Origin of the sequence: Sagittula sp. P11, assembly GCF_002814095.1 — a bacterium.
Lineage (GTDB): Bacteria > Pseudomonadota > Alphaproteobacteria > Rhodobacterales > Rhodobacteraceae > Sagittula.
In genome coordinates, this window is sequence record NZ_CP021916.1 from 82,650 (window position 1) to 106,616 (window position 23,967).

A 23,967-nucleotide genomic window follows, 5' to 3' on the forward strand; every position below is an offset into this window, starting at 1 on the left:
AGACATTCATGTTGAAATTGCACGACGAGCTGATCGAAGAGCTTGCGAAATCGCTCATGGAGCAGAACTACAATCCGGTGGTCGTGACCAACCATCGGCTCTACGCCCGCCGGTTCCTGGACTACCTGGCTGAGCGTGGCATGCCGGTGACGATGGTGACGCCAGCGCAGGTCGATCAGTATTTCCGCCACGCAGTCCTTTGCTTTCAGGATCGCTACGGTCGTCCGCCCAGCTCACGCTGGCACAGGCTGCCGCAAACAGCGATCGGCAGGTTGCTCCGCCTCGCCCAAGGCACGTGGCCGCCTGAAACAGAAATCGAATCGGGTGCGATGCTCCGGCACGCCATTTGCCATGATTACGGGAACTGGATGCGTGACGAACGCGGTCTGTCAGATGCGACGATCGACGCGCGCTCACGGGAGGCGCGGCGCTTTCTGGATTGGTACTTCTGCCGCAGCGGCGCCGACGATCTCTCGGCAATGGCCGTGCGCGATATCGATCACTACATGGACATGCGCGCCATCGGTCTGCGCCGGATATCGCTCTCGGGTTCTGCCGCATGGCTCCGTTCGCTGCTACGCTATCTCCATCAGTCGGGGCGGGTTCCGACCGATCTGAGCCCACAGGTCATCGGCCCCATGCTCTATGCCTACGAGGATGTTCCCTCGATCCTGAGCCGCAGCCAGATCGATCTGGTTCTGGAGGCCACCGGCAGAGACAGGTCGCCGAGGGGCCTGCGCGACCATGCCATTTTGCTGATGCTTGCCACCTACGGGTTGCGGCAAGGCGAGATCTGCAATCTCCGGCTCGACGACATCGACTGGCGCGCGGATTCGCTGCGGATCCGGCACACCAAAACCAATGCCTGTTCCACCATGCCGCTTCTGACGCCGGTCGGCGATGCGCTGCTTGACTATCTGCGTGCCGGGCGCCCGCAGGTCGAATGCCGGGAAATCTTCATCCGCTCTCTTGCACCCTATACCCGGATGACGAACTTGCACGGCATGGTCAAAAGACGTCTGGCGGCAGCGGGCGTCACCCCGGTGGGAAAACGTGGACCGCATATCTTCCGCCACGCGCGTGCGGTTGAACTGCTGCGGGCGTCGGTTCCGCAAAAGATCATCGGCGACGTGCTCGGGCACCGATCAACCGAGTCCACCAACACCTATCTCAAACTTGCCACCGAAGATTTGCGGGCGGTAGCGCTCGACGTGCCCGGATCGGAGGTGCTGTCATGAGCGCCTGGCACGATCCCGATCGCACCATCATCGACGCCTTTCTGGAGAAGTCGCAGTTCCGGCCGGGAAGCAGACCCACGTATCGCTGGTTCCTTCGCAGCTTCGAAGATGTTGCGCTCCGGCACCCTGCAGTGGATCGCCAGATGATCGAAGACTGGTTGGGCGAAATGGCACCGCGCTGGAAATTGTCGACGCTATTGAACCAGGTCTGCATCGTTGACCGTTTCCTCGACTATCTGGTCCAGAACGAGTTGATCGCCAGCAATCCCGTTGCCGAGCTTCGCAGGCAGCACAACATCAAGCAGAACAAGCCGATCTGGCGTGCCCTTGCATCGTCCAATCCCGACGAGGCCCTCGCGGGACTGTATCGGCCTGCGCCCTACGGCAGCGTTCTGGGCGACTTCATGCGTGACCATGTCGCGCTGATGCGAAACCGGGGCTACCAGTACGAAACGCAAGCTCATTGGTTGCTGCGGTTCGACCGGTTCCTGCAGGCTCATCCGGAACTGGCCGGAGAGCCGCTTGAGACGATGTTGACGCATTGGGCGGCAGCAAAGCCGACCCGCAATCACGCGGCAGAATGCCAGAAGCTGGGGCGCATCCTGACCAAGGCGCGGCAACGGCTCGATCCGAACATCCCGCCGAAACGCTTCAACCCGCGACCGGAGCGGGAGGTGGCGCGGGAGCACCGGCGTCCGCATATCTTCAGCCCGGCTGACATCCGGCTCATGCTCGAAGTTGCCCGATGCTATCCGTCGCCGCATGCCCCGCTGCGGCCGCTAACCCTCTACACGATGATCTTGCTGGCCTATTGCGCCGGGCTGCGACGTAGTGAGATTGCGTGGCTCGATCTGGGCGACGCCGACCTTCGATCCGGCACGATCACGATCCGGGAAACGAAGTTCTACAAGACCAGGATCTTGCCGTTATCGGGCAGCGTCATGGTTGAACTGCGCGCCTATCTCGATGCGCGGCGGCGCGCTGGTGCCCCACAGGACCCGCAGTCGGGGCTGTTCTGGCAGGATCACTTCAAGGATCGTTACGCCCCGGTGGTGGTCACAACGATGATCACCAACGTCATGCGCCGCGGCGGGTTCAAACCGCTTTCCGGACGGACAGGGCCGCGTGTGCATGACCTGCGGCACTCGATGGTCGTAAACCGGATCCTCCAATGGTACCAAGCCGGCATCAACCCGCAGGACCGGCTGCACTTCCTCTCGACCTATCTGGGTCACCGGGACATCAACTCGACGCTGGTCTACATCACCGTCACGCAGGATCTGCTGCAGGAAGCCAGCGAGCGGTTCCGCGTCGTCGGTGCCCCCTGCCTCAACGGGGAGGCGCTGTGATGAAAGCCGCAAATCCCTTCCCCGAACTATTGCGGGCCTTCTTCCAGGAATGGCTGGCGGAACAGCGCAGCGCCTCGATCCACACCATCAAGTCCTATCGGGACACCTGGCGGCTGTTGCTTCGGTTCGTCGCGGAGCGAAACGACCGTGGTGTCGCAAGGATCACCCTGGCCGACGTCTCCGCCGGCGAGGTCCGCGCGTTCCTCAATCATGCTGAACATGGTCGCAAGGGCACGATCGGCACGCGCAACTGCCGGCTTGCCGCCATCCGCAGCTTCTTCAGCTTCGTGGCGGACAAGGATCCCGAATATGTCGCCCAATGTGCAGAGGTCCTCGCGATCCCGCTCAAGCGCAAACCCACCGCCGCACCCTGCTATCTTGAGCCAGCGGAGGTCGAGGCCATTCTCGCGCAACCCGACCGGTCGACCATCGAAGGGATGCGAGACCATGTGCTGCTGTCACTGCTCTATAATAGCGGTGCGCGTATCCAGGAGGCGCTCGATCTCTGTCCCAAGGCGATCCGGTTCGAAGCACCGTATTGCGTGCGTCTTTACGGAAAAGGTCGAAAAGAACGCATCTGCCCGCTTTGGCCGGAAACGGTGGCGTTGCTGAAAAAGCTGCTGGAGCGGCAGCCGCGCGCACCGGATGAGCGCATCTTCGTCAATCGTTACGGCGAACCCCTGGGGGCATCGGGCGTGCGGTACAAGCTGGCGAGTTACGTCGCAGCGGCGGCGAATGCGACACCCACGCTTCGCTCGAAGCATGTGACGCCGCACAGTTTCCGGCACGCGACGGCCGTCCACCTCGTCGCGGCGGGCGTCGACATCACCGTCATCCGAAGCTGGCTGGGGCATGTCAGCTTGGACACCACCAACCACTATGCCCAGGCCAACCTCGAAACCAAGCGAAAGGCGCTCGAACAGGTTGGCGTTCCAGCAGCAGGAAATCGACCCGCGCGATGGAAACGTGACGCGGACCTGCTCGACTGGCTCGACACCCTCTGACCCCGAACCACGGAGAAATAATGTGAAGGACGTAGCCCTGAACTCCCTGAATGATAGCGATGGTGCCGCATTCCTTCGCATTATCGCGTCCTCGCGATTACGCACCATTCACCACAATCTCGAAGCGGCACTGACTGCGACTGGCGTCAACGACGCCTCGGGCGAGACCAATGCCTCGGCCGCACGCGCCTCTGCCAAGTCCCGTTTCGAGAGCACGAAGCAGCGCTTCTTCAACCATCTCCTGATGGGCATGAAAGCCCCGACCATCATCCGCGCCATCGAGGAAGATGTGGCGGCAGGCCATGCTTGCGTCATCCAGGTGGTTTCAACAGGCGAGAGCCTGCTGAAACGCCGGCTTCAAACGATGGACGCGGAAGATGAACTCGTTGAGGGTGCCCTGACGCCGCGCGACTATGTTCTGGGCTACCTGGAACAGGCCTTCCCGATCCACGCGCAAAAGCTGGTCGAGATCGACGGCAATATGGTGGCGGAACCTTTGCGGGATGAGACCGGGGCGCTCGTTGTCTCGCGCGAGGCGCTCGGCTTGCGCGATGCGGCTATGATGGAGTTGATGACTCTGGCCCCGATCCCCTCAGCGCTCGATCAGATCCTCTGGGCCTTTGGTGACGAGGCTGTCGCCGAGGTCACTGGGCGATCTATCCGGCCCCTCAAGGCGGCGGACGGCCATCTCTTCATCGAGAAGCGCAGCCTCAGCAGTAATTCCTCCGAGACCCAAACCTTCATGGACGGCGAGAAGGATATCCTGATCTTCTCCGATGCGGGTGGGACGGGCCGCTCCTATCATGCCGCAAAGACGGCCAAGAACCAGAAGCGGCGGCGACATTACCTGCTGGAGCCCGGTTGGCGTGCCGATGCGGCGATCCAGGGGCTGGGGCGCACGCATCGATCGGCCCAGATCAGCGCACCCTTCTTCCGGGTCTGCACCTCAGATGTGCATGGCGAGAAGCGCTTCACCTCGACGATCGCGAAACGCCTCGACCAGCTTGGGGCCCTGACCAAAGGCCAGCGCGAGACCGGCTCGCAAGGCATGTTCCGCGAGGAGGACAATCTCGAAAGCCCGATTGCGCGGGCGGCTTTGCGGGGATATTTTGCCGATCTCGCCGCCGGGCGCGCCGAGGCGATGAGCTACGAGAGCTTCACCGATTGGACAGCCCTGCGGCTGATCGACAAGGACGGTGTGCTGCTCGAAGAGCTTCCCCCGATCCAGCGGTTTCTGAACCGGGTGCTGGCGCTGCCCATCCACATGCAGAACGCGCTCTTTGCCGAGTTCATGCGCCGGATCGCTGATCAGTCTGAGCGGGCGCGCGCGGCGGGCACGCTCGATCTCGGCGTGGAAACCCTGCGTGGCGAAAAGATCGAACAGGTCTCCACAGAGGATCTCTGGACCTGCCCGAAATCCGGCGCAGTGACGCGGATCATCGGGCTCGAGGTGACGGACCCGGTCAATGTCCTCGGCGCCGAAGAGGCCATGTCGCGCAATCCCGACAAGCTGCCGATGGTCAATCGCGCTTCGGGACGCGCGGCGCTCATCTCGGCGCGCCCCATGCAGATGTATGACGAGGACATCGTCACGCTGATGCGCAAGGCGGTGAGGCCAAACGGGTCCAGCTATCTGGAGGAGACGCGGTTCGAGTCTTCGGCATGGGAAGAGATCGGCAGGCCTGAATTCGCACGGCTTTGGGATGAAGAGGCTGCGTCCCTGCCCAAGACCACCACCACCAAGCTCTACCTGCTGACCGGGCTCTTGTTGCCGATCTGGAAGGACATTCCGACCACCAATGAACGCATCTACCGGGTCACGCCGGACGGGGCGACGGCGATGATCGGGCGCACGCTGAGCGAGGAAGGGGCGGCCGCGCTGCGCGCCCGCTTTCTCGTGTCCAACCCGCAAACACCGCAGGAGATGTTGACCGCCGCCCTCGGCACCACCGCGCCTGTCGATCTGGGCCGGGGTCTCACCTTGACCCGTCGCCGTGTCGCAGGCGAGATGCGCCTCGAGCTGGGCGGCGCCGACAGGGGCATGATCGACGGCCTCAAGGCAATGGGGTGTTTCACTGAGATCATCGCCTTCCAGCTGCGGGTGTTCCTGCCGCATGGGGACGGGATCGACACGGGAAGCATTCTGGCCCGGATCGTGGGGCAGCGAGCCGCTAGAGCGGCAGAACAAGCCGCCTGAAAAGTCAAAGCGGGCTTTGGGTCGGGCGCCGCGGATCGGGCTTTGGCCGGTCTGCGCTTTCCGGCCGTGCGCTGACCAATGCCAGGCCCGCTCCCCCAACTTCAGACAAGAGGACAGACCCATGACCAATCCCCAGATCGATTATGCCGTAATGGCGGCTCAGTGGCGCGCGGAGCGCGAAACCACCTTGAAGGCGACCCGAGCTGAACTGCTCGCGCAACTACGTGCGCTTGGCATCAGCGAGATCACTGCCGAGTACGAAGGCTATGGCGACTCCGGCAATGTCGAGGATGTGACCGTGCAGCCTGCGGAGGTCAAACTGCCGGAACCGCTTGCGACAGAGGTGGGCGATTTCGCCTGTTCGCTCGCCTATCACCATCATCCTGGGTTCGAAAACAACGAGGGCGGCTATGGCACGCTGACCTGGGACTTGCGCAACGACAGCATCACGCTCGATCATGCCGACCGCTACGTTGAATGCGCGCACAGCTATGACGAGGGGCTTTGAGATGGCCCATCCGCTTCATCACGCTGAAAGCTCTGCCCGGAAATTCGGCGGGGTGCCGTCTGACTATCAGGCCGTCCACGATTGGTTTGACGCCTCGAAAGAGCATCTCGCGCTTTTCACGCACAGGGCGCTTCGCCACCATGCCCAAGGCCTGTTTGAGGCTGAACGCGCCTTCGGCCTGACCTTGACCAATAGCGCTGGTCGAGAGATCCCCGTGCGCTGGATCGGCGAGCAGCATGTCCGCGAAGACTGCCAGGGCCGTATCCCGAGCATGGCGGACTGGCTGCGACGGATCCAGCCCGAGCCATGGATGGCCAATGGCCATATCGAGCAGCATGTCAGCGGGGAGCCCTGCAGCGATCCAAGAGTTGCCTGGGCCTCCGAGGTGGCCGCCGGACGAACGGTTCTTGGTCTGAAGGATTGGATGGCGGCGCGCGCGACGCAAGTCGCGCAATGCGCCTGACAGGTCTCGGCCGTTGGCCAAACAAATGCTGCATGGAAGCCCGGTTGGACGACCGGGCTTCTTTCGTCGTTTCCCACCATTCTTTCGTAAGGAGGTTCGCATGACTCTCGAAGACATCAAGGCCGCCGTCGATGCCGGTCAGACCGTGCATTGGGTCAATACCGGCTACGTTGTGCACAAGGACCGGCTCGGTCAGTACCTCATCACCTATGTGCCGAATGATAGCTGCATCGGCCTGACCGACCGAAGCGGGCACCGGTTGAATGGCAAAGAGGCGGAGTTCTTCATCGCGCAATCGAAGGACGCTGTGGAAAATCCGGGCCGCCAATCAAGATCAGACGGGCAGGAGAGGGGCGCAGCACCCGGGGGCGCGGCGGCACACCTACTCAGACGGCATCGCGAAGCCGGGGGCGGGGCATAAAGGGAAAGCAAGCTTTCTGATTTGCGATCCCTCAAGGGGTCGAGAAAGCAATCCCGGATGCGCTGGCAAGGACGTCAGGCACCGGCCAATCCAAAAGGAACCATCCCATGTTCGCAGGAAACCTCACCCGCAATGCCGAAACCGCAGCCGCCGAGTACACCGGCATGATCCACTCGTCACGCTTTGACATCGCCATCCAGCTTGAGGCACGGGCCAAGATGTCCGCGCGCAGTCCGGATTACGACGTGACAGCAGTCAACAAATCGGGCCGCAAGGTCCGCATCGGCACGGCCTGGAACGAGACGGGCAATACCAGCGGAAACCCCTACATCTCGATGCAGATCGATGTGGGTCTCGGCCCGTTCCGGGTCAACGCGGTGCAGACGAAAGAGGCGCGCGCGGCCCAGAGCGGCGAATTCGAGATCATCCCGTTGGTCTCGAACGGTCTGATGAAATCCGGCTCGATCTCGGGCGAGCTCACCGCCATGGACGCTGACAACGCCTTCACCGGCTACATCGCCAATATGATGTTCGATCTGGAGTTCATGCTGATTGAGAACGAGTTCAAGTCCGGGGACACCCATCCCGACTACCGCATCGAAGTCAGCTCGCCCCGGGGCACACCGATCCGCGTCGGCTCGGCCTGGATGGCCAAAAGCAGCCGCACGGGCAATGACTATCTGTCGCTGCTGATCAACACGCCCGATGGCGACCTGCGCGTCAACGCCGTGCAGAACGAAGAACAGCGCGGCGGGCAGACTTTCTCGATCATCCCGTTCATCGACAGCGGTGAGCAGCCGCAGGACGCTGGCGCGGGGCTGTCGCTGGTCGCGTGATCAGCGCACGCGGTTAGACGATACGAACCGAAAGGGGAGCCGTGTGACCACGGTTCCCCTTTTGCTGTGTTTGATTCAATAGAGCGATCGAACTGCCACATCATATGGCGTTCGGATGTAGATGAGATGCCTAGATTGGGAGCTGCGCGCGGAGTCTCGATTAAAGTCAGACTTGTACAACCGCTTGAGCGGCAATCAAGGCGTCAACAGCAACTTGAACCTCGGCGTAGAGCTCGGTGTCCAACTCCTCCGCGTCGATTTCCACAATCAATGCGTAGCGTACAGAAGGCAAAACCTCAGCGAGAAGCTTTTTCGACTTCCACCATCCGGTGACAGGGTGAACAGCCAGCAGGTTGCGCCGCGCCAAATCTGAAGCCTTGCACGTCAGCTGATCTATATGGAGCGATCCGACATGGCGCCGATTGCTACCGTAGTCCCAAAGATCATCCTCGTCGTTTGCAGGACCATCGGGCTGTTCGGCCGCCTTGCTGATCCGAGCCAGGAATTGGGCTTCGTTCTCGCCAGCGCGATTAAGTTGGAAACGTAGGTTGTGGGACGCGTAGCGGTACCGAACGCCGCGCGAGGCTTCGGACGGGTTCGGAGCGATAAAGCTACTGAGTGCCACCCGCAAGGTCACATCGGCATTGCCGAGCGCGCGCAAAGCCTCAACGGGCCAGGGAAGGGCGAACAGCTTCATTTCATTGTGGACATCACCGCCGGTCTTTTCAGAAATTCCGTAAGGCGTAATCGTGTCTTCCACGATGAGGGTCAGCGCGTTCGACGCGCTGCGGCGGGCACGGGCCATGTCCGGCACACCATATCCATAGCGCTGAAAAAGGGGCGTGTAGTGACCCTTGTTCGGCTGGGCCGGCAGATGTGCACGCATCTGCTGCGTCCACCGCGCTGAAGACACATAGAGACCACGGACTGTCTCGGGCCAAAGCGTCGGATAGTCCGACCAGAGTTCCGTTACGTCCTTCGCTGCAAGCGCTGTCGCCGCGCTGGTATCGAAGGTGAATGTGAAGGATCGGACCGGATAATTGTGGTGCGTCGAAAGGAGTGATAACCATCCGTGTCGCATTGGCGGAGGCAAGGCACTTAGCGCCCAGTTTCCACCCTCAAGGACGACGTCAGGCTTGTTCGGCCAATGGGACGACCATGATGCTGTTCTCGAAGCTGGCGACAAGTCGCCGAATGGTGCAAGCGCTTGGGCCAGCTCTCCGTCTGGCAGTACGGTTTTCTCTGTAAAGGCGCCGACAGACAGAACATTCCACGCCTGGGCCGGCGACTCGATTTCGTTGTCCTCGTGATCGCATCGGTCGAGGTAGTTTCCGGCACCGAAGGTGAAGTTGTCGGTATTCCCTGCCGAAACAAGTACCAAGCGTTGTTGTTTGATTTCACCTGATACACCGGCGGCAAGCTGGTCGACTTCCGTTGACCAGGAGGTGGGGGCTCCATCGTGCGGTGTATCCTCACCTGTCGTCGTCGTCATGGTGAATGTACGGCGTCGGTGGCCAACCTGTTCTACTGTATTGATCGCCTGCCTGGTCACCGCGCCGAGGAGATGATGCGGGTTCATCCCTGCATCAGGCAGCAGCTTCACGGATTCCAGACGGTTCAAGACAGAAACGGGGTTCGCCTGGTGCAGTTTCGGCGTCAGGTCTCCAAAGAGCGCCAGTCCTCCCATCTGCGTGCCATGGCCCTTCACGTCCTCCAGCCCCCAGGCCGGGTTGGCGGCATGTCGGTCATCCACGCTGAGCGCGGGCTGAATGAGAGGATGCGCGCGACTTACCCCGGTATCCAAGAGCGTCACGTAGCTAGGATCGGGATTGTCGGTGTAGGTCGTACGACCCGCGAGTTCATCGACCCACTGCGCCTGTTCTGCCACCGGCAAGCCGTCGAAGAAATCCGCTGTGATGGTCGGAGCGGCAAGGGCGCGGACGCCGCCTAGTCGGCGGACGGCTTGGGCGAGCTGATTGCGATCGGCCTCTGCGATCACAACGATATCTTCGGGAAACTCCAGCCGATCTGCTCCCACGGTAACGCCATAGTTCGGTGCGGCCGCGACGAAAGCTTCGGTCATTTCAGGCTCGAGCCAAACCTCCCAGACGGTTGCAATATCCGCTGCGGGAAATTTGCCTGGAGGGCTGCGCCAGAGGGCACGCAATCCCGCTTCTGTGATGGCAGCGACGCTCTGCACCAGATCCGCGTTCTTCGGGCGACCTGGGACGATTTCACCATCCTTTTCCCGGTCGGGTGTGTCCTCCGTCCGAAACTGCTCGACCTTCTTGCGCAGCTTTTCAATACCCTTGGCTGTCGCAAACACCGTCGCGCGCTCTTCGGCGCCACCTGGATCAGGGGTCTCGGCGACGCGAAGGAGAGTCAGGCCACTAGCGTCGAGGCTGTCTTTCTTCAGGCGCTCGTCGACACGCGAGCGGACTTCCAGATAGACGCCGGGAAGTTCGGCTGCCGGAATATCCGGCAGCGCGTCGATGGCCTGAAGCAATGCTTGGGCGTGCGCCGCGCGATTGGGGACATCACTTGGTCTTTTGGACCCGCCCCCGCCCTTTGCCTGGAACGGGCGCGGTTGTCCGAGATTGCGAAGGTGGAAGTGCCGAAGGTCTCGTGCCATTGTCATCGGTCCCTAGTTCTTGGAGCGACCGTCGGCGTTCAAGGGCATCAAGCAAATCCTGTGTCGCAATCTTGTCAGTATCATTCAGCACGGCACGTCGAGCGGCATCTTCCGCCGCCGCCACAACATCGGCCGTTGAGAGGCCTGTCGCAACATCTGTCACCCGTTTCCAGCCCATGCGAGAGAGTGAGAAGCCGATCAAACGGCGTTCGAGCGCCTGCCGAATTGCCGGGCCATCGGGCATGACATATGGCAACACGAGATCAAAGCGGCGCAGCACAGCGCGGTCAAGAATTCCGGGCAGGTTTGTAGTCGCAATGATGATCGAAGGACCAGCATCCTCATCCAGAAACTGTAGGAACGAGTTCAGAACCCGTCGGGCCTCGCCGACGTCGTTCTCGCCGCCCCGGGCCGCAGCCAAAGCGTCGATTTCGTCGAAGAGATAGATACCACGCGTCGTCTTGACGGCGTCGAAGATCATTTTCAGCTTCTGCGCTGTTTCGCCCATGAACTTCGTGATCAGCCCGTGGAGCATGACCGAAAAGAGGGGGTACTGCAGCTCACCGGCAAGCGCTGAAGCACTCAGAGTCTTGCCGGTTCCGGGAGGACCGGAGAGGAGAACGCGGCGCCGTGGCTTCAACCCTTTTGCCTCGAGCTTTTCGCGCATTCGTGTCTCGACAACGAGATGCGCGAGTTCGCTCTCGATCCTGTCTGGCAAGATGACATCGACGAGGCGCTCGGTCGGATAGGACGCGGCAAGGAACTCCGCCAAATCACCGCGGGGTGTTGCGATAGGAGTGATCGCAGGGGTTCGCTTCGAAGGCGGTTTCTGTCCCGCTTCGGCCCATTGTCGCAACTGTTCAGCCAGCCGGGTATGTCCCTTCTGCTCTTCGGCCGCAGAGAGCTGCATCGCCAGATCGTAAAAACGATCAGCGTCCCCTTCTGCGTGGCTCTTGACGAGACCGATGAGTTGTTGGGCGGAAGCCAAGGTCGAGTTGCTCTTTCTGAATGTTCATTATCAATGATGCTAAGGTCTTTTCTACATTCGAACCCTTTGGCAGACCAGACAGTTTGCGCTATTTGGAAGCAGAGTGTGTCGGTTTTGTGTTTTCGAGCATCGACCTGAGCCCTTGCCTTGCGGCCTCCCCAGCTCGGCTTCGCGTGTCGCAGGGGAGAACGGCCCTTCGGTCCGTCGCGCATTCGGCCATGCGGCCTCACCGCGGCGTCGCACCCGGCATCCCGGTTTGCCCGCCTCGCGAGCACGTCCCTCCCCGGCCGCTCCGCCGGATTGCGCTCTGGTCTGTTTTGGCCTGAGGCCAAAACGATCCCGCCGCTCCATCCGTCTCCCGCGTCCGGTCGGGCCGTTTGCCTGCTCGTGTAGGGCAAACCTACCGTCAAAACACACACACATGAGTGCGGAAGCATATCCTCCGGATGGCCCCCAAATCAGCCCGCGTCAAGGATCGCAAAACTTTTCGGCGAGGGCGGCGCCAGTGGTGCGGGGCGGTCCCGTACCTGAGGGTGCGCGTGTCGCGGGTGCTGCGCGCAGAAAACTTTTGCGCCCGGCAAGCCGGCGGCTGCGCCGTCCCTGACCCGGGCAGATTCGGAAACCAGGCATTCGGCCATGCCCCCACACTCACGTGGTGGCTCCACAACCGAATACTGGAGACCAGACATGGCTTACGACAATGCAAACACCTACGAGACCATCGAACTTTTCGGACTGACCGAGAAGGACGCACAGCTCCCGATCCCGGAAGATCACGTCCTGACCGACCACATCATCCGCGAAAGCTTCGAGGCTCTGCTCGGTCCGCTGCGTGGGACCGGACTCGAGGCGGAAATCGAACCGCTCGCGCATGGGTTTGCGACGATCCTGCAACGGCGCAAGGTGGCGCTCGGCAAGGAGGTCGACCGCACCGCCGACAAGATCGGCGCGCTGGCAAAATCCCACGACGGATCGGAAATCGCCGAGACCGCGCTTGAAGAGGCGCAGGCGCGCTTTCTGCAGCTACGCGAGATTGTCGGCGCCATCGAGGTGATGAGCGAGGCCGCAGCGGAATGCTACGAGGTCGAGACGGGTCACGCCTTCATCCCGGCAGCCGGGTCGCGGGCGAGCGTCCGGGCGCAAGAGACCGGGGCGGTCTTCGAGGCGCGGCAGCTGCTGGAGCAGCACGACCGGGAGACGGCGGCGAAGTCGAAAGTCGAGGGGGTGCCCCTGATCGTCTCGGGCGCAACCGACTGGACCGATGTCGATGTGATCTTCAACACGCTCGACAAGGTTCGCGAACGGATCAAGCAGAACCGGAACCAGGAGATCTTCCTCTGCCACAAGGGTGGCAAGCACGGGGCGGAGATGATTGCGGCTCGGTGGGCCCGGGCACGCGGGGTCGCACAGGCGCGCTTCGATCCGCGCTGGTCCGCGCACGGGCGGGCGGCACCGTTCAAGTGCAATGACGAAATGCTGGACGACAAGTTCGCGGCGACGGGGGTTGTACTCTTCGGCGGCAACGGAGTCGCGCTGAACCTCGGGCAGAAGGCGGAGGCAAAAGGCCTGACGGTCATGCGGGTTGCTAACCCGGCGAAGAGGTCTGCGGAGAAGTGAATTGAGAGGGTCGCCTTCGGGCGGCCCTTTCGTCATGTCTCATGGCGCGTGCGATCGGTCACACTTGATCAGCACCTCGCGGCGGCCAGCACCGTTATCGCTCTACCCGGTCCGTCTGAGTTCGGCCCATCCGCTTCGGTAGGGGCTCGGGATGGTGCGCACCTCGCACATCGTCCGCAGCGCGAGACCGAGGGGTCGCGACGTCCCACTTGAGGCTGAAGACTTGCGCGTCCCTCGGTTGGCGTTTCGGAACATCGGGTCCACGCGGGCGGGCTCCGTCAGCACCCCGGCCAGGTTCGGCAGGACGTGGACGCGGATGGTGGCGACTGCGTGATGGCAGAGGTCATTCGGGTCCCTCCTTTTTGCTATGCATGTGGATCGCACGGGGTCGGCCCGTTCGTGCCCTCAGCTCACGCTTCGGCAAGCACAAATACGGCTTCCACGGCAGGGCCGCGGACCCTCCGCATTTGCGCTTGCGACCGGGCCTTTTGCCCCCGTGCCGGGTGATCCCCATCGCAACAAGGAGTAACCCAAATGACCAACCACTACGTCGCCACCGTTCCCGTCAAGTTCACCGATACCGATGGCCAGGAGCGCACCCGTTTTCAGCGCGTGGGTGCGATGTTCCGCAACACCCGCAACGGGGACGGTTCGGAGTTCTTCAGCCTCAAGCTCGACTTCCCGGTCGCGGTCTCGGAGCTGGTGATGTTCCCGCCGAGCGCGAAGGACCCTCAGGACTGAATCCTCTCACGAGGATGGGCCGCCCCGAGACGATCTCGAGGCGGCCTGATCCCTGTTCCAGGGATGCCGGGGCCGGCGGTCAGATCGCCGGCAGCGACCCTTCTTGGTGCCGTTCGCTGCGCGTTCAACGGACGCACTCCCCCCCGGAATGATCAGGCCGCGACAGACCGGCCAGTCAGCCTCAAGGGGGCCATCCACAAAAACCTGTCGGCCAGGGCCTCCCGGTTTTTGCGGCAGAGATTTGGCGGAGCCAAATCTGGCCCTCCTTGACCCTGCCTGTCCGCCCTGTCGGTGGGGTTTGCGCCCGCCCGCGGTTCCGTCCGAACACATGCGTGTTCGGCCAGACCCTCGGGCGGTGCTGGGGAAGGGGCCCCATGTGACAAGTGGGGTTCTTGATGGTGAGGGGACAGGCCCGCGTCCCTGCGGGCCGCGGGGGAAACGGACACCAAGGCTGCCTGAGCCTGAATGCGACGTCAGTATATAATTGACAGTTGGGTATATTATCGTAAGGTAGGGCAGCCTTGGTGGAAGGTGGCAGGAAATAGGGGGTCTTTCTTCGCATGTCGCGCTCAAAACGTCTCACCGATGCGGACCGCATGGAGATCGTTCGCGAAGCTGCGGAAGGTGTGACCACATCGGCCCTGGCGGAGCGGTTCGGCGTGTCGTTGCGCGCGATTCAGTACACGCTCAAGGCCGATGCCGAGCGCCAGACGGATGCCGCGATCCCGGTTTCAGCGGTCAGTGTGAAGGTCACGGCTGCGGAGCTTGCGGCGCTCGACGAGGTGTTGGCGAAGGCGGGGATCGAGAGCCGTGCCGAGGGGCTGCGGCGGCTCATTCAGGCGGCAGGCGGGGTGTTCGTTCCGGATGCGCAGATGGCGGCAGAGATGGTGCGCTACAGGGCCTCGTTGCACGAGGTCGGCAATGGGGTCGCGCAGATCGCAAAGCAGATGACGCGGGCCAACCAGATGGGGCAGGGGGCTGACGGTTCCACGAGTGCCGAGTTTTCGGAGCTGCGTCTTGCGCAGATGCGCGGACTGGCGCGGTTCATCCTGGATTCTGCTGACGAGATCGATCTGCTCCTGCGCCGTCGTCGCGACGCGATGCAGCTGGAGGCCACGGCCGCGCTGAGGGAGTTTGCCCATGCGGCTGAATGATGCGGTTGGCGCGGTCACGGGCGAGGTGTTCCGGGATGGCTGGAGCCGTATCCGAGGCTCGATGCAGGGGCTGCACGTGGCCAAGCAGAGCCAGCTTGTGCGCGCGGCAGCAGGGCACCGCCCGGCGGTCTTCAAGGCGATCAGGGGCGGTGGCACGCACACCAAATCGCAGCTGATGAACCAGCTCGATTACCTCACCACCAAGTCCACCCATATTGTGGACTCGAGCGGCTTCCTCGATGGCAAGGCAAAGCTCGAGGCGAAGGACGTCAAGGACCTGACCGAGCGCTTTGCCAAGCGGTGGGATGCGGGCTTCAAGCCCAAGCTTGGACAGACGACCCATATGCTCATGTCGTTCCCCATCGGCACGCGCGGGGAGGATGTGCGCGACATCGCGACGGATGTGGCCGAGCGGTTCTTCCAGACCGACGCGGGGCATTTCGACTACATTATCGCGGTGCATGAAGACCGCGATCACCCCCATGCGCATCTGGTGCTGAACCGCCGCTCGCAGGAAGGCGAGTTCTTCTTTCTGGGGCGCAACCACCGCTTCAACTATGACGACTTCCGCCTCGCCATGGTCGAGGAGGCGGAGAAGTACGGCGTGCGCCTGGAAGCCACGCGCCGGGTGGATCGCGGTGTCGTGCATTACCCCGCCACTACCCGCGAGGTCTATGCGGCGAAAGAAGAGGGCCGCGCGCCCCGCGAGCGCGAACGCGTGGGGGCCGACCTGACGCGTACGCTCGCGGAGATCGCCAATACCAGAACCGTCTACCACTCGCTTGCTGCAGAAGCTTCCCGGGAGGCCCGCGAGGATATTGCGGCGGCACTCTTCCGCGCGGGCGAGGTGCTGGCGCGCGGCGGACAGGTGGACCGAACAGGAGATGTGTATATGGCCGAGGATCAAAGCTTCGAGGATCTGAGAAGCCTCTATGCCGAGAAGCTGGCGCGGGTGCAGGGCATGATCGCTGAGAAGTCTGACGCCGAGCGACCTGTGCTGGAAAAACGCCTCATCGAGATCCAGACGCAGGTCCAGCACATGCAGCCGCTCGGATTGCGTTCGAGCACGTTGTCTGAGGCTCCGTCGGAAGGCGGGGTCTATTCTGAGGCCAATATCGACACCAAACAGATAGAACGTCTTGCCGAGCCGGACTTGCGGTCGCGCATAGACACCGCGCTGCGCGGAACCGGGATCAGCACATCGGAAGTTGTGGCCCGGATCGAAACCAGGGCCTCGAGTGCCGCGCTTGAGCATCAATGGATCGCCGATGATCTCTCCAAGGTGGCCGAGGCGCGTGACCTGAACCTCGAACGCCGTGCCGATCTGGAACAGGCGCGCGACATTCTCAATGACGTGCATGTGGAACTTGGCACGCTGTTGGAGCGCGAGAACGTGCTGCGCCGGGATGGCGTCATGGAAGCGGAACCGGTCAGCGAGCGGTTCCATTATCACCGGGACGCGGTCCGGGCGATGGAAGGGACAATCCGTCAGGAGATGCGCGCCGACGGCCTGACAGCGCAGCAGATCGAGGACCGGGATTGGGAGGTGGTCTCAAGGGCAGAGCGCCGGATCGAGGCGGAGCAGCGCGCGTATCTCGAGGCACATGCGGAGCTGCTCGCACGCCCTGGCGATGTGATCGACCGGTCTGAGCCCTACCGGGAGACCATCACCGATGTAGCCCGCGCCAGTGCGATCACCCGCGAAGTCGACCGCATCATGGAGGGACGCGATCTCCGCACACCTGTTGCGGATGCTGTCGCAGATGACTTGCGCGCGCGCTATCCGGACATGCCCTCCCACCTCGCCCGTGGGCTCGGCGCGACTTATGCAGCCGTCGTCGAGATACGCGACACGGAGGCCATCAATCAGGTTCGCCGCGACAACGAGTTGCGCGAGGGGCTTGGGGTTGGCACGCGTGACGACATCCTCGCGGCCCGCGATGAAACTGCACCGCTGTCTGACCGATCCGGCCGCCTCTCAGACGAAATCGCGCGTGTTCTGGACCATGAGCGGGCAGGGGAGTTGTCCGCGCCCTTCGAAACCGAGGCGGAGCGGGACGCCTTCCGCGAGGAGATCGCGCGGGTGCTGGACGTGCGCCAACTCGACCGGCTCACATCCGGCGATGCCGATGCGCTGGACAAGGTTCTCGAGGATCGTCTCGACCGGCTCTATGTCGCCAAGGTCTATCTGCAATCCGATGCCGCCACGGCCAACACGGAGGCCTTGCGCCAGGTGGTCGATGACCTCGCCGATGCCGAATACGAAAAACACCGCGCGACAGACGTGGATGGCGAGACCGAGCGGGGACAGGTCCATTGAGCGCCGCCATGGGAAAAGCGCGGATCGCCACGGGCGTCCTTCTGGTGACGCTTGTGAGTGGGGCCATGGGCTATACCATCGCCTCGGCGGTGCTGACCTACCAGGATCTCGGCTTCGGGGCCGAGATCGACTTTGCCTATATCGCGCAGAACTACATGGCGATCCTGGACCGCCGCCCGGAGGATGCCCAACTCATTCACCTGATCATCGGCAGCTTTGCCGCCGCCGGCCTGATGCTGAACCTCGCCCTCTCGGGATCCGCCCTGACACGGTTTGGCCAGACCCATTGGCAGAGCGCGCGCGAAATGAAGGCAAACGGTTTTTTTGGAGAGCCAGGGACCGGATTCATCCTCGGCAAACTCGGCAATCCTAAATCCCGCGCGAAATACATTTGCTCCAAGGTCTTCCCGCATGCGCTGATCGTGGCTCCCACGGGTCGCGGCAAGACCACGGGCTTTGTCATTCCGAACCTGCTGACCTGGCAGGGCTCCGCAGTGACGCTCGATGTGAAGGGGGAATGTTTCGAGGCAACGGCCCGGCACCGCGCAGCCCAAGGCGACAAGGTCTATCGCTTTGCCCCCACCGATTGGGAGGGCAAGCGCACGCATCGCTACAACCCGCTCCTGCGCATCTATCAACTGAAAGATCCCGCGCGCCAGCAGATGGAATTGCAGCTTCTTGCGACGCTCTTCCTGCAAAGCGACAACGACCGGGTGCAGGGCCTCCTCAAAGGCGGGATCGATCTCTTCGTCGCGGCAGGGCTCTTGGCGTTCCAGCGCAAGCGTCCGACCCTGGGCGAAATCTACCGCATCGCTGCCTCGGGCGGGAACAAGCAGAAGGAGTATTCCGCGCGGGGGCATGAGGTCGATAACAGGGCCGCCAAGCTGATCTTCACGCGGCTCGCCTCGACCAACAACGACACGCTGACGTCCTACGTCTCGCTCCTGATGACCTCGGGGCTCGATCAATGGCAGAACCCGGCCATCGATGAGGCGACGGCGGTGTCGGACTTTGATTTCCGCACGATCCGCAAGAAACCCTTCTCGGTCTATCTTGTGGTCCAGCCGCTGATGGTGAAGCCGCTCGCGCCGCTGATCCGGCTGTTCTTTTCCGATCTCCTCTCCGCCATGCAGGAGAAAGACCCCGGACCTGACGAACCCTGGCCCGTGATGATCATGCTCGATGAGTTCAACCGCCTCGGCAAGATGCCCATTGTGGTCGAGAGTATCGAGACCTTGCGGACCTATCGCGGACATTTGGCCGTCGTCACCCAGACCATCCCCGCCCTCGATGAAATCTACGGCGAGAACACCCGCCGCGCTCTGCAAGGCAACGCCGGCGTGAAGCTCTACCTTACGCCCTCGGATGAAAAAACCGTCGAGGAGCTGAGCAAGGCGGTCGGCAAGACCACCAAAACCGTCATCACGCGCTCTCAGTCTATCGGCAAGAACCCCTTCGAAGGGCGCAGCCAGTCCACACGGACCGAAGAGAGCTCTCTGCTACCCGAAGATGAGGCCCGCCGCCTGCCGCTCGACGAGATCGTCATGGTGATCGATGCGCAAATGCCGGTCCGGGCGAAGCGGATCCAGTATTTCGACGACCGGCTGTTCAAGGCGATCTACGCGGCGCAGACAGGCGAGTTGCCGTTTCCGGAGCCGGGGGGAGGCGGATCACAGGGTACGCTGCCGCTGAGTATGCGCGCCATGCCGATGACGCCGCCAGCGAAAGGGTCAGGCGGATCCGAGGCCGATATCGAGGCAGCAGACCAGGCTGCTGCAGGTCAGCCGTCAGCGCATGTCGTGCCAAAGAAGACCGCGCCCGTCGTTCAAGCCGTCATCGCTGAGGAACAGCGGCAGATGGAGATGGATTTTGAGGGCCCGGTCGCGGATGCCGAGACCACGAGCGTCGTGGGTGAGGCGCAGATGCGTTCCGCCGTCGATGGTCTCGATATGTTAGAGGCAACTATGGAGCGGAGCAAGAACGGCGTACGAGAAGGGATCTAGTTATCATATTGGTTCGTAGTCCGTTTTCGCGCGCTCAAGCCGTGCACCTACGGTATCCAACCCCCATCGACGATCAAAAAAGAATTCCAGCGCTTTTCTGGTTTCGACACGGAGCCATTCGCCTTCAAAGCCGAATTCACGTCTGACGACCTTTGCTTGCTCATCTGAAAGTCCTGTTTTTGGTCGCAGCCAAATGATTGCTCGAGTATTCCAGTCCACGTCCTCCGGCAGAGGCTTGTCTATGGGTTTCTCCTCGAACGAGCTGTCAGGATCGATGCGGATCGGGAGGTAGTTCCGATATTCACCGCGTTTGAAACTGTGGGCACGCAAGTGCACGCTTTCACCATCGGACGTGAAGCGGGTCGGTGCGATCCACTGCCCTTCGTCGGCACCGGACGACATTGATGTGTATCGGACGTGGACGGCGTTCCCCGACCTGATTGCTTGATGAAGAAACGCGATGGTCCTTTGATCTGCCTTCCGTTCCGGTCGCGGCAACGCGGACGAAGGCGTGTCTTCATCGACGCCCGCCAAGATATCGAATGCTTCGGTCAGGCCGGATGGTGCCAATGCCTCGTGCTCGCTCGCAGCTATGTATGTCTTTCGCACCGGATCATAGGTCGGCGGTGAACTGTGCGCGAGACCAAGATAGACACGGAAGTCCAGCGCTGCCTGCGCGGTCGAAATACCGAAGTGGTCGATCAGATCCTTGCGGTTTGCCATACCCCGCCAAGTCAGGCAGCGGTCCAGAAAGATCAGGCGCTCTCTCTGCGCATGTTTGAGGTCGTCGAGCTTCATGTGCGCATCCCTACCTTGACTCTGGCCTGTATGTCCATCTAGAAAATATACGAATAAAAAATATACGAGTTATTGCCATGAGGATTCTCCACACCGCCGACCTCCATCTCGGGCGTCAGTTCAACGGGATTCCTCTTGATGCCGATCACGCAGCAATTCTCGACCAGATCGTTTCGGCGATCACCTCTCGCGACGTTGATGTTCTTGTAATTGCAGGAGATATTTTTGACCGGGCTGCCCCGCCGACGTCTGCCGTGCGACAGTTCAATGGGTTCTTGGCGCGCGTTGCCTCAGAGACCGACGCGGCCGTGGTGATGATCGCCGGCAATCACGACTCTGGTGATCGAATCGCATCCATGGCGATCATGACAGACACACGACGCGCTTTGATACGTGGGGCTATCAGTGCGGACGAGAAGCCGCTGTTACTTACGGACGCCCACGGACCTGTGGCGTTCACGGGGTTGCCGTTCGCCTACGAGTATGCCGCCCGTGAATGTTTTTCCGACGAAGCTCTCCACGCGCCCGAGGACGTTCTCGCCGCTCAGGTGGCTTGCGGTCGGCGTAACATTCCCGATGGTACGCGTTGGGTCGTCGTTTCGCATGCTTTCGTAGCCGGGGCTTCGAGCAGCGAAAGTGAACGACCTCTCACTAGGGTCGGCGGCATCGAGACCGTCAGTTCGGCCGTGTTCGAGGGTGCCCACTATGTGGCTCTTGGCCATCTGCACCGGCCGCAATCGGTTGGTGCCCCTCATATCCGGTACTCGGGATCGCCATTAGCTTTCGGGTTTGATGAATCTGACTGCCAGAAGTCGATGAGCCTCGTCGAGATCGATGCAGTCGGGCAAACCACGATTGAGATCATTCCTTTCACACCCATTCGCCAAGTGCGCGTCTTGAAGGGACGTCACGCAGAACTTCTCCTCGCAGATCGATCTGACGATTTTATCAAAGCCGTGCTTACCGATGATGCGCCTGTGATCGATGGAATGAAGCGCATCCGCGACGTGTTCCCGAACGCCTGTGAACTTATCTACGAGCGGGATGAACAGGCGCAAGAAGTAAAGTCTTTAACGGGACGTGCCCTGGCGGTCGCGAACCCTGTCGAAGTCATTGGCGACTTCGTTGAACACGTGCGGGACGAAGGGTTCTCAGAGAAGGAACTGGAGGTCGTAGCGTCGGCACTCGGTCGCCTGTGTGAGGCGGAGGATGTCCAATGAGACCGGTTCGGCTAACACTTCAGGCGTTCGGTCCCTATCCAGGTCGGGTGGTTATCGACTTTCGGGATGCCGTCGAGGCGGGTCTTTTCGGCATCTACGGACAAACAGGATCAGGTAAATCGACCATCTTCAGCGCGATGACCTTTGCGCTCTTTGGCGAAGCGGCGAAGGCAGAGCAAGACGCTCCTTCGTTGCGCTCGGATCACGCAGATCCGGATATAATAACCGAGGCGGAGTTCGTGTTCGACATTGGTGAGCGGCGATATGTTGTGCTTCGCCGACCCGACCAGATGCGGCCCAAGGCACGCGGTGAAGGCGAGACGCGGAGCGCACACGAAGCTTACCTGTTCGATGCGACCGGAATGGCGCTGGACGCAATCACAGATGCGGCACGGGGCAAGATCTTGGCCGAGAAGAAGGTGCGCGACGTCGACGCGGCTGTTGTTGAGATGCTTGGATATGGCTCCGAGCAATTTCGCCAGATCGTCCTCCTGCCGCAAGGGCGCTTCGAGAAATTCCTTTCGGCCAAGACGAAAGAGCGCCTCGAAATCCTGCGAGAACTCTTCGATGTCTCGCTGTACGAGAAGCTCATGGCCGATCTCAAGTCGGCAGCCGATGAGGCTGAACGGCAGGTGCGGGATGAACGTGCGCTATGCGCCAGACAGCTCGCCGCAGAAGGATTCGAAAGCACTGATGCACTGATTTCGGGCATCGAAGCCGCAACTGGGAAATGCGCAGAGCTACGCGCGAACGAAGAAACCGGGAAGGCGACGCTGGAAGCTGCCGAGAAAGCAGTGCGTCAGGCGGAGGCGATCGAAGAAAAATTCGCGACGGCCGAAAAGATGAACGAACGGCTTCGCGCACTTGAGGCGCAGAAGGGCGATGTCGAGACGCTTTCTGAGCAGGTCCGACAAGCCGAGCGCGCACGCGGTCTGATCGATGTCGAGGAACGAGTAGGGGATGCCGAACGTGAGGTTGGTGAAGCCGAGGGTGCGCGCAAGAAGGCTGACGAGGCCAGCGAGCTTGCTTCCAGAGAAGCAGAAAAGGCGGCAGAGGCGCTCCGGCGCGAGGACGATCGTGCCGATGAGGTCGAAACCCTGCGCCGGAGAAGTGATGAACTGGAGAGGTATGGTCGAATCCTCGAGGCAGCGGCCGATAGCAATAAGGCAGTCGAAACCGCGCTGAAAGAGCAGCGAGACGCCGACAACGCTTTTCAGGCAGCAAAGGCACAACTGGACTTGCCCGGAAAAAGTGGAGAGCACCAACTGAGGAACCAGGAGGTGTTCTATGGGAAACGGAAACAGACCGACTCCGGAGTTTCGGCGCGAAGCGGTGCGTCTGGCGCTGACCAGCGGCCGGACGCGGCGTGAGATTGCGGAAGATCTGGGTATTGGCCTTTCGACACTGACGCGCTGGCTCAGTCGCGAGCGGGATACCGTTGATCCGGTTGAGGCATCGGTTGATCTGCATGCCGAGCTGAAACGGTTGCGCCGTGAGAATGCAGTTCTCAAGCAGGAGCGCGATATCCTAAAAAAAGCCGCAGCCTTCTTCGCGAAAGACGCAAGTCGATGAGCTTTGCCTTCATTGATGCGGAGAAGGCCAGCTTTCCCATCAGCCGCATGTGTCGGGTCCTTGATATCAGCCAAAGCGGGTTCTTCGCCTGGCGCGGCCGCCCGGCCTGCCAGCGCCAGAAGCAGGACATGGTCCATCTTGCCCACATTCGCACGGTGTTCGCCCTGTCGAACGGCAGCTATGGCAGTCCACGCATGCATCGCGACCTGATCGACGAAGGCCATCGGATCGGGCGTCATCGCACGGCGCGGCTGATGCGCGAGAATGGGCTCGTGGCAAGGCAGAAACGGCGGTTCAAGCGGACCACGGACAGCGAACATGCCTGGCCAATTGCGCAGAACCTGATCGCGCAGGACTTCAGTGCCGATGCGCCCGACAAGAAATGGGGCGCTGACATCTCCTACATCTGGACGGCACAGGGCTGGCTCTACCTCGCGGTCGTGCTCGACCTCCACTCTCGGCGGGTCGTCGGCTGGGCCACGAGTGACCGCCTGAAGCGCGATCTCGCCGTCGAGGCCCTGCGGCGCGCCATCGCGAACCGCAACCCCTCAGCAGGCCTGGTGCATCACAGCGACCGCGGTAGCCAATACTGCTCCGTCGACTATCAGGCCGAACTCCGAAAAAGGGGTATCCTGATATCTATGAGCGGGCGCGGGAACTGCTACGACAACGCGATGGTGGAAACCTTCTTCAAGACCATCAAGTCCGAGTTGATCTGGCCGATCGCCTGGCAATCCCGCCAGCAGGCTGAAAACGCCATCGCCAGATACATCGACGGGTTCTATAACCCCGTCAGGCGACATTCATCGCTCGGCTTCCAGAGCCCGATCGCCTTTGAGCGAAAGGCCCGCGAAGTGAGCTAAACGCTCTCCACAAAACCCGGGCAAGTCCATCTGGCAGCCAAGT

At 61.7% G+C, this 23,967-nt stretch carries 19 protein-coding genes; 16 read left to right on the forward strand and 3 right to left on the reverse strand.

Going from position 1 to position 23,967, the window contains the following annotated elements:
* Positions 1-8: 8 nt before the first annotated feature.
* The 8 genes from CDO87_RS25485 (at position 9) to CDO87_RS25520 (ending at position 8,016) form a co-directional block, all read left to right on the forward strand.
* Complete coding sequence (locus tag CDO87_RS25485) at positions 9-1,238, forward strand: site-specific integrase (RefSeq protein ID WP_088626526.1); 1,230 nt, start codon at positions 9-11, stop codon at positions 1,236-1,238.
* Positions 1,235-2,587, forward strand: coding sequence for a tyrosine-type recombinase/integrase (locus CDO87_RS25490; protein WP_100931402.1), 1,353 nt, complete (start codon positions 1,235-1,237; stop codon positions 2,585-2,587). The genes CDO87_RS25485 and CDO87_RS25490 overlap by 4 nt, the downstream gene beginning before the upstream one ends.
* Positions 2,587-3,591: a tyrosine-type recombinase/integrase gene (locus tag CDO87_RS25495; RefSeq protein ID WP_088626524.1), complete on the forward strand. Its 1,005-nt coding sequence runs from the start codon at positions 2,587-2,589 to the stop codon at positions 3,589-3,591. Before CDO87_RS25490 ends, CDO87_RS25495 begins: the two co-directional genes overlap by 1 nt.
* Positions 3,512-5,788 carry a strawberry notch C-terminal domain-containing protein gene (locus tag CDO87_RS25500; RefSeq protein WP_254698512.1) on the forward strand — a complete coding sequence of 759 codons (2,277 nt, stop codon included), beginning with the start codon at positions 3,512-3,514 and terminating at the stop codon, positions 5,786-5,788. The genes CDO87_RS25495 and CDO87_RS25500 overlap by 80 nt, the downstream gene beginning before the upstream one ends.
* A 121-nt stretch (positions 5,789-5,909) precedes the next feature.
* Entirely contained in the window at positions 5,910-6,296 is a 387-nt protein-coding gene (locus CDO87_RS25505) for a DUF6878 family protein (protein WP_100931457.1), read from the forward strand.
* A 1-nt stretch (position 6,297) separates the two neighbouring features.
* Entirely contained in the window at positions 6,298-6,759 is a 462-nt protein-coding gene (locus CDO87_RS25510) for a DUF6915 family protein (protein ID WP_100931458.1), read from the forward strand.
* Between the two features lie 100 nt (positions 6,760-6,859).
* On the forward strand, positions 6,860-7,180 hold the full coding sequence (locus tag CDO87_RS25515; RefSeq protein ID WP_100931459.1) for a hypothetical protein: 321 nt from the start codon (positions 6,860-6,862) through the stop codon (positions 7,178-7,180).
* A gap of 107 nt (positions 7,181-7,287) precedes the next feature.
* Positions 7,288-8,016, forward strand: a complete 729-nt coding sequence (locus CDO87_RS25520) for a DUF736 family protein (RefSeq protein WP_100931460.1) — start codon at positions 7,288-7,290, stop codon at positions 8,014-8,016.
* Between the two features lie 166 nt (positions 8,017-8,182).
* On the opposite strand, the gene CDO87_RS25525 is transcribed toward CDO87_RS25520, so the two are convergent.
* A complete protein-coding gene (locus CDO87_RS25525; protein ID WP_100931461.1) occupies positions 8,183-10,648 on the reverse strand; it encodes a S8 family peptidase in 2,466 nt (821 codons plus the stop codon).
* Entirely contained in the window at positions 10,554-11,636 is a 1,083-nt protein-coding gene (locus tag CDO87_RS25530) for an ATP-binding protein (protein ID WP_100931462.1), read from the reverse strand. The genes CDO87_RS25525 and CDO87_RS25530 overlap by 95 nt, the downstream gene beginning before the upstream one ends.
* 687 nt (positions 11,637-12,323) lie before the next feature.
* Between CDO87_RS25530 and CDO87_RS25535 the strand changes: the two genes are divergently transcribed.
* The 5 genes from CDO87_RS25535 (at position 12,324) to CDO87_RS25555 (ending at position 19,471) form a co-directional block, all read left to right on the forward strand.
* Positions 12,324-13,253, forward strand: a complete 930-nt coding sequence (locus CDO87_RS25535; RefSeq protein WP_100931463.1) for a DUF2493 domain-containing protein — start codon at positions 12,324-12,326, stop codon at positions 13,251-13,253.
* 534 nt (positions 13,254-13,787) lie between these two features.
* Entirely contained in the window at positions 13,788-13,994 is a 207-nt protein-coding gene (locus CDO87_RS25540; protein ID WP_007120662.1) for a hypothetical protein, read from the forward strand.
* 560 nt (positions 13,995-14,554) lie between these two features.
* The gene (locus tag CDO87_RS25545; RefSeq protein ID WP_100931464.1) at positions 14,555-15,148 is read left to right on the forward strand and encodes a helix-turn-helix domain-containing protein; all 594 of its coding nucleotides are present in this window, start codon (positions 14,555-14,557) and stop codon (positions 15,146-15,148) included.
* Positions 15,135-17,468, forward strand: coding sequence for a relaxase/mobilization nuclease domain-containing protein (locus CDO87_RS25550; protein WP_100931465.1), 2,334 nt, complete (start codon positions 15,135-15,137; stop codon positions 17,466-17,468). The genes CDO87_RS25545 and CDO87_RS25550 overlap by 14 nt, the downstream gene beginning before the upstream one ends.
* Positions 17,469-17,476: 8 nt before the next feature.
* On the forward strand, positions 17,477-19,471 hold the full coding sequence (locus CDO87_RS25555; protein ID WP_100931481.1) for a type IV secretory system conjugative DNA transfer family protein: 1,995 nt from the start codon (positions 17,477-17,479) through the stop codon (positions 19,469-19,471).
* A 3-nt stretch (positions 19,472-19,474) separates the two neighbouring features.
* Here CDO87_RS25555 and CDO87_RS25560 read toward each other — a convergent pair whose 3' ends face one another.
* A complete protein-coding gene (locus CDO87_RS25560; RefSeq protein ID WP_043754087.1) occupies positions 19,475-20,269 on the reverse strand; it encodes a hypothetical protein in 795 nt (264 codons plus the stop codon).
* Positions 20,270-20,346: 77 nt separating this feature from the next.
* On the opposite strand from CDO87_RS25560, the gene CDO87_RS25565 reads away from it, so the two are divergent.
* From CDO87_RS25565 to CDO87_RS25575, 3 genes are all read left to right on the forward strand, one after another.
* A complete protein-coding gene (locus CDO87_RS25565) occupies positions 20,347-21,489 on the forward strand; it encodes an exonuclease SbcCD subunit D (RefSeq protein ID WP_043754083.1) in 1,143 nt (380 codons plus the stop codon).
* A complete protein-coding gene (locus CDO87_RS25570; protein WP_100931466.1) occupies positions 21,486-22,859 on the forward strand; it encodes an AAA family ATPase in 1,374 nt (457 codons plus the stop codon). The genes CDO87_RS25565 and CDO87_RS25570 overlap by 4 nt, the downstream gene beginning before the upstream one ends.
* A protein-coding gene (locus CDO87_RS25575) for an IS3 family transposase (RefSeq protein WP_404944761.1) occupies positions 22,777-23,924 on the forward strand; the annotation gives its coding sequence in 2 pieces (ribosomal slippage) (positions 22,777-23,049 and positions 23,052-23,924; 1,146 coding nt in all). Before CDO87_RS25570 ends, CDO87_RS25575 begins: the two co-directional genes overlap by 83 nt.
* Positions 23,925-23,967: the final 43 nt, after the last annotated feature.